This window comes from Conexibacter sp. JCM 18997, assembly GCF_055391915.1.
In genome coordinates this window covers 192,354-204,453 of the sequence record NZ_AP043885.1, presented here as the reverse complement: position 1 = coordinate 204,453, position 12,100 = coordinate 192,354, and the positions used below count along the sequence as shown (strand labels likewise).

10 protein-coding genes are annotated in these 12,100 nt (G+C 71.8%); 6 read left to right on the top strand and 4 right to left on the bottom strand.

The features are described from left to right. Positions 1-14 precede the first annotated feature (14 nt). Together ACZ5UI_RS01040 and ACZ5UI_RS01035 are read left to right on the top strand one after the other, a co-directional pair. Entirely contained in the window at positions 15-1,391 is a 1,377-nt protein-coding gene (locus tag ACZ5UI_RS01040) for a hypothetical protein (RefSeq protein WP_464193300.1), read from the top strand. 35 nt (positions 1,392-1,426) lie between these two features. Next, positions 1,427-2,887: an MFS transporter gene (locus tag ACZ5UI_RS01035; RefSeq protein ID WP_464193298.1), complete on the top strand. Its 1,461-nt coding sequence runs from the start codon at positions 1,427-1,429 to the stop codon at positions 2,885-2,887. 2 nt (positions 2,888-2,889) lie between these two features. Here the strand turns inward: ACZ5UI_RS01035 and ACZ5UI_RS01030 are convergent, their stop codons facing one another. After that, on the bottom strand, positions 2,890-3,612 hold the full coding sequence (locus tag ACZ5UI_RS01030) for an enoyl-CoA hydratase/isomerase family protein (RefSeq protein WP_464193295.1): 723 nt from the start codon (positions 3,610-3,612) through the stop codon (positions 2,890-2,892). 21 nt (positions 3,613-3,633) lie between these two features. Here ACZ5UI_RS01030 and ACZ5UI_RS01025 point away from each other — a divergent pair, with 21 nt between their 5' ends. The 4 genes from ACZ5UI_RS01025 (at position 3,634) to ACZ5UI_RS01010 (ending at position 8,608) form a co-directional block, all read left to right on the top strand. Next, entirely contained in the window at positions 3,634-3,897 is a 264-nt protein-coding gene (locus ACZ5UI_RS01025; RefSeq protein ID WP_464193293.1) for a hypothetical protein, read from the top strand. 69 nt (positions 3,898-3,966) lie between these two features. Continuing rightward, the gene (locus ACZ5UI_RS01020) at positions 3,967-5,955 is read left to right on the top strand and encodes an SDR family oxidoreductase (protein ID WP_464193291.1); all 1,989 of its coding nucleotides are present in this window, start codon (positions 3,967-3,969) and stop codon (positions 5,953-5,955) included. 7 nt (positions 5,956-5,962) lie between these two features. After that, positions 5,963-6,634, top strand: a complete 672-nt coding sequence (locus ACZ5UI_RS01015; protein ID WP_464193289.1) for a PilZ domain-containing protein — start codon at positions 5,963-5,965, stop codon at positions 6,632-6,634. Positions 6,635-6,751: 117 nt separating this feature from the next. After that, a complete protein-coding gene (locus ACZ5UI_RS01010; protein WP_464193287.1) occupies positions 6,752-8,608 on the top strand; it encodes an alkaline phosphatase in 1,857 nt (618 codons plus the stop codon). Between the two features lie 68 nt (positions 8,609-8,676). On the opposite strand, the gene ACZ5UI_RS01005 is transcribed toward ACZ5UI_RS01010, so the two are convergent. Genes ACZ5UI_RS01005 through ACZ5UI_RS00995 form a run of 3 tightly spaced genes read right to left on the bottom strand, consistent with a single transcriptional unit; the run spans position 8,677 to position 12,061 of the window. Continuing rightward, positions 8,677-9,639, bottom strand: a complete 963-nt coding sequence (locus ACZ5UI_RS01005) for a VWA domain-containing protein (RefSeq protein WP_464193284.1) — start codon at positions 9,637-9,639, stop codon at positions 8,677-8,679. 1 nt (position 9,640) lies between these two features. Beyond that, complete coding sequence (locus ACZ5UI_RS01000) at positions 9,641-10,600, bottom strand: VWA domain-containing protein (RefSeq protein WP_464193282.1); 960 nt, start codon at positions 10,598-10,600, stop codon at positions 9,641-9,643. Then, entirely contained in the window at positions 10,601-12,061 is a 1,461-nt protein-coding gene (locus ACZ5UI_RS00995) for a S1C family serine protease (RefSeq protein ID WP_464193279.1), read from the bottom strand. Between the last annotated feature and the right edge of the window lie 39 nt (positions 12,062-12,100).

The following is a 12,100-nucleotide window of genomic DNA, read 5'->3' as shown; positions in this document are numbered from 1 at the left end:
CCGATCTTCGGGGCGTGCTCCGTCGAATCGCCCTGATCGCTCTCACCGCCACCGCCTGCCTGCTGCCCGCCGCGACCGCCACGGCCGCCGAGCCCGGCATCGTCCTGGGCGGCTCCCAGTTCGACGACGCCCGCGCGCTGGACGCGATCCATCGCTCCGGCGCGGGCTGGATCCGCATCTACGCCTACCGCAACGAGCTCGAGCCGCGGCCGGGCGTCCTGAACACCAGGCTGGTCGACGCGTACGCCCAGTCGGTGCGCCGCCATCTGTGGGAGGGCGTGCGCACCGAGGTCGTGCTCGTCGGCACGCCGGCCTGGGAGTCGGGATCGGCCGATCCGCTGGCCGCGCCGGACCCGGCCGGCTTCGCCCGCTTCGCCCAGCTGCTGGCCCGCGCGGTGCCCGACGTCGCCGCCTGGGAGGTCTGGCAGGAGGCCGACGCCGAGAAGTGGTGGCCGTCGGGCCCGAGCGCGGCCGCCTACACGGCGCTCCTGCAGGCCACCTATCCGGCGCTGCACGCGGCCAGCGACGCGCCGGTGATCCTCGGCGGCCTGACCGGCAACGACTATCCCTTCCTGGAGCAGCTCTACGCGGCGGGCGCCCAGGGATCCTTCGACGCGGTCAGCGTCCACACCGACACCGCCTGCGGGATCGCCTCGCCCTACGACTACTACCGCGCGCCCGACGGCCGCATCAGCCAGTACTCGTTCCTCGGCTACCAGGAGGTCCTGAAGTCGATGGCCGCCGCCGGCGATGGCACCAAGCAGCTGTGGATGACCGAGATGGGCTGGTCCTCCAGCGACGCGGTCTGCGACCAGGGCGTGTGGGCCGGCCAGAAGCCCGGCGGCGTCAGCGAGGACACGCAGGCGCTGTACCTGCGCCAGGCCTGGCACTGCCTGGCCGCCGACCCGCGCATCGCCGGCGCCTTCTGGTTCAACCTGATCGACCTCGGCGCCGACGACGCGCCCGATCACCGCTTCGGGCTGCTGCACGTCGACGGGACCGAGAAGCCCGCGTTCGCCGCCCTGACCGACATCGCCGCGGGCCAGGATCGCCTGACCGGGCCGTGCGGGGACTTCACCGGCCAGTCGATCCAGGTGCTGAAGCTGGGCGACCGCGGCAAGACCGGGCGCTATGCCCGCGGGCTGCGCGTGAAGGTCGCGGCCGCCGACCCGCAGAGCGTCGCCCGCATCACGCTGCTGCTCAACGGCCGCAAGGCCGGCGTGTTCGGCACGAAGGGGCCGCTGCTGGTCGGCGACCGGACGCTGCCCCAGGCCGCCGGGCTGAAGCCCGGGCGCAACACGCTGACCATCCAGGCCCGCGACGCCAACGGCAACGACACCACCCAGGACTTCGCGATCACCAAGGCCGAGCCGCGAAAGAAGCGGCGTTAGCGGAGGCCGCCTCCGCTTGCTGCTACCGTCGAACGATGCCGTCGAGCAACCCCCACCACGACCGCCGCTGGATGATCCTGGCCGTCATCGGCCTGGCCCAGCTGATGGTCGTGCTCGACGCGACGATCGTCAACGTGGCGCTGCCCAGCGCCCAGCAGGACCTCGGTTTCTCCGACGACTCGCGCCAGTGGATCATCACCGCCTACACGCTGGCCTTCGGCTCGCTGCTGCTGCTCGGCGGCCGCCTCGGTGACCTCTTCGGGCGCAAGTGGGCGTTCATCGGCGGCCTGCTCGGCTTCGCGATCGCGTCCGCCATCGGCGGCGCCGCGCCCTCGTTCGGCGTGCTGGCCGGCGCGCGCGCGGCGCAGGGGCTGTTCGGCGCGGTGCTGGCCCCCAGCGCGCTGGCCCTGCTGACCACGACCTTCACCGACCCCAGCGAGCGCGGCAAGGCGTTCGGCATCTTCGGCGCGATCGCCGGCGGCGGCGCCGCGGTGGGCCTGCTGCTGGGCGGCGTGCTCACCGAGCTCCTGTCCTGGCGCTGGTGCCTGTACGTCAACCTCCTGTTCGCGATCCCGGCCGCGGTCGCCGCGTTCCAGCTGCTGGTCAACCAGAGCCAGAAGGACCGCCCGCGCCTGGACCTGCTGGGCACGGTCACCGGCACCGTCGGGCTGTTCGCGCTCGTCTACGGGTTCTCCAACTCCGAGACGCACTCGTGGGGCCACCCGATGACGATCGTCTCGCTGGCCGTCGCCGTCGCGCTGCTCGTGGCCTTCGCGATGATCGAGTCGCGCGTCGCCCATCCGCTGCTGCCCCTGCGCGTGGTCGCCGACCGCACCCGCGGCGGCGCCTACATCGCCGTCGCGTTCGCCTCGGTGGCCCTGTTCGGCGTCTTCCTGTTCCTGACGTACTACCTGCAGCAGACCAAGGGCTTCACCCCGATCCAGACCGGCCTGGCCTTCCTGCCCATGCCGGTGTCGATCGTCCTGACCTCCACGACGGTGAACATCAAGCTGCTGGGTCGGATCGGCCCGCGTCCGCTGATGACCTTCGGCATGGTCATGGGCGTGATCGGCATGGTCTGGCTGGCGCAGCTCGAGGTCTCCTCCAGCTACGCCACGCACGTGCTGCCTTCGCTCGTCGTGCTCGGCCTGGGCATGGGCTGCGTGTTCGCGCCCGCCTTCCAGAGCGCGACGTTCGGCGTCGCTCCCACCGATGCCGGCATCGCCTCCGCGATGGTCAACGTCGGCCAGCAGGTCGGCGGCTCGGTCGGCACCGCGCTGCTGAGCTCGATCTTCGCCAGCGCCGTCGCCTCCTACGCGGTCGACAAGGCGGCCACGCCGGCGGTCGAGCAGGCCGCGGCCGTCCATGGCTATCGCGTCGCCTTCTGGGTCTCGGCGGGCATCTTCGCCCTTGGCGCGATCACCGTGCGCACGCTGATGCGGCCGATCGCGGTCAGCGCGCCCACCGGCGAAGCCGCGCCCAGCGCCGGGCACTAGCGCTAGCGCTTGGGCAGGCCGGTCCCGTCGCGCTGGAAGGCGACGATCCGCTCGTTCTCGTCGGCCACACGCGCGGGCATCCCCTCGTACTCGCGGAACATCTGCTTCAGCGTGCGCACCCCGGCGGCCGGATGGGCGGCGATCGTGCCGGCCAGCTCGACCGCCGCGCGCTCGGCCTCGCCGGCGGCCGCGGTGCGCTGCAGGAAGCCGAGCGCGAAGGCCTCGTCCATCCCCACCGTGCGCGCGGTCAGCACCAGGTCCTTGGCCGCGGCCAGACCGATCAGCGGCGCCAGGCGCGCGGGCCCGATCGGAGCGCCCACCCGGGCGCCCGCCCAGGCCAGGCGCAGGTTGTCGCCCCCGACGCGCAGGTCGCAGCCGGCCGCCACCTCCGCACCGGCGCCGACGACGTTGCCCACGCACACGCACACGGTGGCCGCCGGGAACGCCTCGACGGCGGCGTACAGGCGCGCGAAGGCCTCCATGCGGGCCACCCCGCCCGCGTGATCGAGCGGCTCGGCCAGGTCCGCCCCCGCGCACAGCGCGCGGGCGTTCGTCGTCGAGATGACCAGCGCCCGCAGCGACGTATCGGCCGCGCCGTCGGCCAGGGCGGCCAGCAGCGCGTCGATCGTCACCGAGTCCAGCGCATTGCGCACGTGGGGGCGGTCGATGCGCAGCACCTCCACCCCGTCAGCCACCCGTTCACGCAGCACGCCACTCGTCGTCATGGTTCGTATACTTCCGGACCGATGCGCCGCTTCGTCGTCACCTCCGCCACCGCCCTGTTCACCCTGGCACTGCTCGCGCCCACGGCGCTGGCCAACGACCACGGACAGGGCACCTACGGCGAGATCACCGACAAGAACATCACCAACGCCGGCTTCCTGGTGATCATCTTCTTCCCGCTCGTCGCGCTGGTGTTCTCGCTGATCCAGTGGAAGCTCGACTCGCGCAAGGCGCGCCGCAAGGCGGCCACGAAGAAGCTCGACGCCGACTGGCACGGCGGCTGGTAGACGCGGGGGTCTCGCAGAGACCCCCGCGGGTATAGGCTCCCCCACCTGTCCACCGGAGAAGGGGAGCGGATGACGTACTTCGTGACCGGCGCGACCGGCTTTATCGGCCGGCACCTCGTGCAGGTGCTGTTGGATCGCCATGACGGCGACATCCACGTGCTGGTCCGCGAGGGCTCGACCGATCGACTCGATGACCTGACCGCGCGCTGGGGCCACCCCGGTCGCGTCAAGCCGGTCATCGGCGACCTGTCGCAGCCGAACCTCGGCGTGTCCGACGAGCAGGTCGCGGCGCTGCGCCAGGCCGGCGTCGATCACTTCTTCCATCTCGCGGCGATCTACGACATGACCGCCGACGACGAGACGAACGAGTCGTTCAACGTCGGCGGCACGCGCAACGCCGTCGCGCTGGCCAACGCCGTGCAGGCGGGCACGTTCCATCACGTCTCCTCGATCGCCGCCGCCGGCCTGTACAAGGGGCTGTTCCGCGAGGACTACTTCGATCAGGGTCAGAAGCTCCCGTCGGCCTACCACCGGACGAAGTTCGAGTCCGAGAAGATCGCCCGCGAGGAGACCCAGGGCCCGTGGCGCGTGTACCGCCCGGCGATCGTCATCGGCAACTCCAAGACCGGTGAGATGGACAAGGTCGATGGGCCCTACTACTTCTTCAAGCTGATCCAGAAGCTGCGCCACTACGTCCCCGAGTGGGTGCCGCTGGCCGGCCCCGAGCTGGGCTGGACGAACCTGGTGCCGGTCGACTACGTGGCCGAGGCGATGGACCACATCGCCCACCAGCCCGACCTCGACGGCCAGGCCTTCCACCTGACCGACACGCGCGGCGGGGTGCGCTCCGGCGACGTGATCAACACGTTCGCGCGCGCCGCCCACGCACCCCAGATGGCGCTGCGGGTCGACAAGAAGCTCACGGACGCGCTGCCCAAGGGCGTCGGCTCGATGCTCATGCAGCTGCCCGCGCTGAAGGGCGTGCGCCGGGCCATCCTCGACGATCTGCACATCCCCGAGGAGGTCGTCGAGTACGTCGGCCTGACCGCGCAGTTCGACACGCGCGACACCGAGCGCGCGCTGCGCGGGTCGGGCATCGAGCTCCCCGAGCTGGAGTCCTACGCGGCCAAGCTGTGGGACTACTGGGAGCGCAGCCTCGATCCCGACCTGTTCAAGGACCGCTCGTTCGAGCACGCGGTCAACGGGCGCACGGTGCTGATCACGGGCGCGTCGACCGGCATCGGCCGGGCGGCGGCGCTGAAGATCGCGGCGGCCGGTGGCGTGCCGTTGCTGGTGGCGCGCACGCGCGAGAAGCTCGAGGAGGTGCGCGACGAGATCGTCGCCCGCGGCGGCACCGCCTACGTGTACCCGTGCGACCTGGCCGATCTGGACGCGATCGAGACGACCGTGCAGCAGATCCTCGGCGAGCACGCCGCGGTCGACATGCTGGTCAACAACGCGGGCCGCTCGATCCGCCGCGGCGTGGCGCTCAGCTACGACCGCTTCCACGACTACCAGCGCACGATGCAGCTGAACTACTTCGGCGCGATCAAGATGATCATGTGCCTGATGCCGCACATGAAGGAGCGGCGCTTCGGCCACGTGGTCAACGTCTCGTCGATCGGGGCGCAGACCAACCCGCCGCGCTTCAGCGCCTACGTGGCCTCCAAGGCCGCGCTGGACGCCTGGACGCGCGTCGTGTCCTCCGAGGTGATCGGCGACAACATCACGTTCACGACGATCCACATGCCGCTGGTCAAGACCGCGATGATCGCCCCGACGAAGATGTACGACGCCTTCCCGACGATCACGCCCGACGAGGCGGGCGATCTGGTCTGCGAGGCGCTGCGCTCCAAGCCCAAGACGATCAACACGCGGCTGGGCACGTTCGGCGAGGTCGCCTACGCGCTGGCGCCGAAGGCCGTCGACCAGATCCTGCACACCGCCTACAAGGTCTTCCCCGACTCGGCGGCGGCCAAGGGCGAGCAGGATCCCAGCGAGAAGGCCTCGGTCGAGCAGATCGCGATGGCGAACCTCATGAAGGGCGTGCACTGGTAGGCCGCTGATGGCGGGTGACGGGAGCGCCAGCCTGCCGCCGGTCGGCCAGACAGCGCGGCTGCACGTCGCAGGGAAGACGGTGCCGGTCGAGGTCTTCCAGCACGTCCGCGACACCGTCGAGCTCGAGGTGGTCGAGGAGGGCTGGCGGATGACCGACGGCGAGGCGCGGCTGGTCCACACCGGCCCCGACGGCGGCGGCCTGCTGGCCGGCACCGTGCGCGTGCTGGGCAACGGGCATCTGCTGTTCACGCCGGGCTCGCTGCGCGGTGAGGATCCCGACGACGGCGGCGAGGACGACGAGGACGAGCTCGCCGACATCGAGGACGCCGAGGAGGTCGTCGAGGACGACGACATCGGCCAGCGCCGGGAGTCCTTCCGCGTCGACATGCTGCTCGACGTCGTCGTCGCGGTCGGCGGGCGCGAGCTCCCGGCGAAGACGATCAACGTCTCCCCCACCGGCTGCCTGGTGCACAGCCAGGTGCGCCTGCCCGCCGACGAGCAGCTCGTCGTGCGCCTGCCCGTCGAGGAGGACCGCAAGCTGCCGCTCACCGGCCGCGTGGTGCGCGACGACGGGGCCGACCGCTACGCCGTGCAGTTCGCGCCCATGGACGCCGCGCAGGAGCGCCAGCTGACGCGCCTGCTGGCCCAGCGCCAGCGCGAGATCCTGCGCCGCCGGTAGCGCGCACAACTTCTTCACGGGGCGGTCACCGCGCCGCAACAGAGCAACCTAAAGCGCCATTTAGGTTGCGGTCACGGCGCCATGTGGGCGTCCTGACCAGTAGGGGGAATTTCACCCATGCGAGTTTCTCGCGGGTCGTTGGCAGCCGCCGGCGGCTTGGGCGTGGTGGCGGCGGTGGCCGTGGCGACGTCCTTCGCGTTCGGCGGTACGGAGAACGAGACGAACAACGTCCGCTCCGCGCTGAACGGCAACACGCCGAAGAACGTGATCCTGTTCATCGGCGACGGCATGGGCACCCAGGAGATCACCGCCGCGCGGTACTACCTCGGCGCCCGCAACCCGCTGCACGTCGACGCGATGCCGTTCACCGGCTTCGACACGACGTGGTCGCTGAAGGAGGGCGCGGGTCCGGACTACCTGACCGACTACGCCCCGGACTCGGCCTCGACCGGCACGATGTGGGCGACGGGCAAGAAGACCATCGACGAGCGCATCTCCCAGGGTCCGAGCACGGCCATCAGCGTGCCGGGCACGAACTACAAGTCGGCGATGGAGTGGGCCCAGGAGGCGGGCAAGAAGGTCGGCGACGTGACCACCGCCGAGGTGACCGACGCGACCCCCGCCGTGCAGGCCTCGCACATCTCGCTGCGTGGGTGCCAGGGCCCGGCCAACATGGGCTCCTGCGCCACCGAGACGAAGGCCGCGGGCGGCCTGGGCTCGATCTCCGAGCAGATGGTCGATCACAAGCTCGACGTGCTGCTGGGCGGCGGGCGCGGCCGCTTCACCGCGAACATCCCGGCCGGCCCGACCGCGGGCAAGACCCCGCTGCAGATCGCCCAGGAGCGCGGCGATCAGTACGCGTCGACGGCGACCGAGCTGGCCGCGATCACCGACAAGACCAAGCCAGTCATCGGGCTGTTCCACAACAGCACGATGTCGACGGAGTGGACCGGCCCGGTGGCCGCGCTGAACACCAACCGCGACACGCCCCCGGCCACGTGCAACGAGGCCGCGCGTCCGGCGGGCGAGCCGAGCCTGAGCGCGATGACGACGAAGGCCATCGAGCTCCTCGACAACCCCAACGGGTTCCTGCTGCAGGTCGAGGGCGCCTCGATCGACAAGCAGGACCACGCGGCCAACGCGTGCGCCCAGATCGGCGAGACGGTCGAGTTCGACAACGCCATCGGCATCGCGCTGGAGTGGCAGCGGACGCATCCCGACACGCTGATCGTCGTGACCGCCGACCACTCGCACACGAGCCAGATCGTGGCCGAGGACGTCGCGGCGCTGGACTCCGGCGGCAACCCGAACCCGAGCCTGCCCACGGGCTACTCGACGAACCTCGTGACCAAGGAGGGCGCCAAGATGACGCTCACCTACGGTACGGCGGGCGGTCAGACCCGTCCGGCGGCGAGCGGGCTGAGCCAGCAGCACACCGGCGCGGTCGTGCCCGTGTGGGCCATCGGGCCGCAGGCGTCCAACGTCCTGGGCACCAACGACCACACGGACCTGTTCGACCTGATCCGGTTCGCCAAGGTCCCCCAGGCCGCGCCGAGCAACGGCACGGTCGCCGTGCCCGGTCCGACGCAGACGGTGACGACACCGGCCACGACGGTCACCACGACCGTCACCACGCCGGCGCCCGCGCCGGCCAGCAACACGTCGGGCGCCGCGACGGACCCCGCGTTCGGGGCCAGCGCCGCGGTCGGCGGCACGATCCGCCGCTCGACGTTCCAGCGCAGCGGCCTGCGGGTCGAGATCGTCTCGACCGATGAGGTCGAGGCCACGGTCCGCGTCACCGCCGGCGGCAAGACCGTCGCCGAGGGCTCCGGCAGCGGCAGCGGCTCGACGAAGGTCGACGCCAAGCCCAACAGCACCGGCAAGAAGACGAAGGCGGACCGCCTGTCGGTCCGCATCACGCTCGAGGGTGGCGGCGAGAAGCGCACGATCACCCGCAGCGTCAGCGTCGGCTAGCACCGACGCAGGACACGCCACGGCCCGCGGTTCCGTTCCAGGAATCGCGGGCCGACGTGCGTCTGCCCCTAGGGGAAGCGGGGACCGAAGCGCACCGCGGCCACCAGGCCGGCGGCGAGCAGCACCGCGCCCAGCGCGGCGAACCCGGACGTCATCTCGCGCGTCTCCTTCTTGGAGCCGATGCGCGAGCCGAGCTTGGCGTACACGCCGTTGAGCGCGTCCGCGTCGTCGACCGTGAAGGCCTGCCCGCCGGTGATGTCGGCGATCCGCTTGAGCGTGACCGGATCCGGCGGGACGGGGACCGTCGAGCCGCCCGGGCCGGGGATCGTCCCGCTCGGCGTGCCCAGCGCGACGGTGTAGATCGGCACGCGCAGCTTCTTGGCCGCCTCGGCCGCCTTGATCGGGTCGCTGCCCGCGGTCGTCTGGCCGTCGGAGAGCAGGATGATCGCCGCCGGCGCCTGCTTGCCGTCGGAGCCCTTCTGCTTGGAGAGCGAGTCCAGCGCGGCCTGCAGCGCGTCGCCGGTGGCGGTGGCGCCGTCCGGCTGCAGCGAGTCGATCATGTCCTTGACCTCGCCGTGGTCGCTGGTCGGGGCGATCACGTCGTACGGGCCGGTCGAGTAGGCCACGCCGCCGAGCTCGAGGCCGTCGGGCAGCTCGTCGATGAACGTGTTGGCGGCGCTCTTGGCCGCGCTCAGACGGTCCGGGTCGACGTCCTCGGCGATCATCGAGTTCGACGTGTCGGTGACCAGGATCACCGACGCCTTCTCGATCGGCACGTTCACGGTGCGCTCCGGCTTGGCCATCGCCACGCCCAGCGGCGCGAGCGCGCCGAGCACCAGCGCGATCGGCAGCCAGCGTCGCCAGGCCACGCCGCGCGGGGCGATCGCGGCCAGCGTGCCCAGCGCCGGGAAGCGCACGGCGTAGCGCGAGCGCCGGCGCACGGCCAGCAGCTGCAGGCCGATCAGCAGCGGGATGGCCAGGATCACCAGCAGCCAGATCGGATCGGTCAGGCTCAGCGCGAACGGGACCACGTCAGATCACCCGCCCGAACAGGCCAAGCGAGGCGGCGGCGCCCAGCCCCATCAGCGCGAGCGCGCCACCGACGAACCACACGGTGATCTCGCGCTTCTCCTCCTTGTGGCCCAGCTGCGAGCCGAGCTTCTGGTACACGGCGCCGAGCTCGTCGGCGGCCGAGACCGAGAAGGACGAGCCGCCGGAGATCTTGGCGATCTGGCGCAGCGTGGACGGGTCCGGGGGCACCGGCTCGGTGACGGTCGTGCCGTCGCGCTTCTTGACCTCGATCGTGCCGTTCTGCGTGCCCAGGGCGACCGTGTAGACGGGCACGCCCTGCTTCTTGGCCTCTCGGGCGATCTCCAGCGGATCAGCGCCGGTGACCGACTTGCCGTCCGACAGCAGCACGATCGCCGCGGGCGCGCGCTTCTCGCCGGCCAGCAGCTTGGGGCGCAGCAGCTGCAGCGAGGCGGCCATCGCGTCGCCGGTCGCCGTGCCGCCGCTGGGCGTCATCTGGTCCAGCGCGGCCTTGATCGCCTCGCGGTCCCGGGTGGGCCGCTGCAGCGTGCGTGGCTGCTGGTTGAACTCCATGACGCCGACCTTGATCTCCTTGGGCACGTCGTTGACGAACTGCTGGGCGGCGGCGCGGGCCGCGCGCATGCGGTTCGGCGCGACGTCGGTCGAGGTCATCGAGCCGGAGATGTCGGTCATGAGCATGATCGAGGCGCGCTCGTCGGGCACCTCGACGGTCTTGGACGGCTTGGCCGCGGCGCCGATCAGGCCGGCCAGCGCGATCGCGAACAGGATCAGCGGGATGTGCCGCCGCCAGCCCGCGGTGCGGGGGGCGACGTTGACCATCAGCGCCGGGTTGGCGAACGCGTTGGCCCGGCGGCGGCGCCGGACGGCGACCACCACATAGGCGACGACGCCCAGTGCCAGCGCCGCGAGCGCGAGCAGGACCAGCGGCTCCTGGAAGGACATTCAGCCCCCTGGCCGCGTTCCGAGGGGGACGTCGATCGTCTGCCTGCTGCCGTTGCGCAGCACCTCGATCTGGGCGTCGTCCCCGGGCTTGAGCCCTTCGATGATCGACCCGACCGCGTCCGAGGAGGCGACCGTCTTGCCGTTGATGGCCACGATCTCGTCCCCGGTCTTCAGGCCCGCGGTCTCGGCCGGCCCGCTCGGGGTCAGCTCGACGACGCGGGCGCCCTTGGTGCCCTGCGAGGTCGACACGCCCAGGAAGGCGCGCTTGATCGTCTTGCCCTGCTCGAGCTGGGGCACGACGACGCGGACCGTGTTGACCGGCACCGCGAACCCGATGCCGACGTTGCCGTTGGAGCCGCCGGCGGTGGCGATCTGCGAGTTGATGCCGACCACCCGGCCGCGCGAGTCCAGCAGCGGCCCGCCGGAGTTGCCCGGGTTGATCGGCGCGTCGGTCTGGATGACGTTGTCGATGTCGAACCCGTTGGGCGCCGAGATGTGGCGGCCGGTGGCCGAGATGATGCCCGCGGTCGCGGTGCGGTCCAGGCCGAACGGGTTGCCGATGGCCACCACGGCGTCGCCCACGCGCAGGTTCGTCGAGTCGGCCAGCGGGAGCGGGTTGCTGGTGTGCGAGGCGGGGTCGATCCGCAGCACGGCCAGGTCGGTGGAGACGTCCTTGCCCAGGACCTTGGCCTGGATCGTCTGGCCCCGATCGCCGAACTGCACCTGCACCGTGTCGGCCGTGCCGACCACGTGCGCGTTGGTGACGATCGTCGAGCGGCTGTCCACCAGGAAGCCGGTGCCGGTCGCGGTGCCCGAGGACATCTTGGCCCGGATGGAGACGACCGAGTCGGCGGCGCCGGCGTAGACCGCGCGGACGTTGGGCGCGGTGCCACCCGCGCCGCCGGTGGCGGCCAGCGGGGTGGTCGAGTCGCTGTTCTTGCCGTCGCCGTTGAAGAAGACCAGGAAGAGGATCACCACGACGAGCGCGCCGACGACGGCGCTCAGGAAGGGCGCGACCCAGCTGCGCCTGGGCGGCGCGGCGGTGACGGGCGGCGCGGGGCGCGAGCGGGCGCCGAACGGCGAGCCGCTCGGCGCGGCGGGCGCGGGGGTCGCGGCGGCGCTCTGGCGGTCGCGGATGCGCCGGGCGGCCTCGCTGACGTCGACCGGGCCCTGCTGGGGCTGGGCGGTCAGCGGCGCCGCGACGGCCGCGGGCTTGCCGTTGCCCTTGGCCTTCTTGGCGCCCCGCGTGTGCACCTGCGTGGGCTCGTCGGCCTGCACGCCGCGCACGCGCTCGGCGGCCGCGGCGACGTCGACGACCTCGGTCGGCGCCTCCGAGACCAGCGGCGCCCGCTCGGGCAGGGGCTTGCGCTCCTGCTTGGGACGAGCGGGCTCGGGACGCTCAGGGCGCCAGTCCGCGAGGTCCTCGCGGGGATTTGGGTTGGTCCACAGCCGATCGGGCATCTGCCTGCAAGAAGGTAGATACCCCCGTGTCATGTCCGG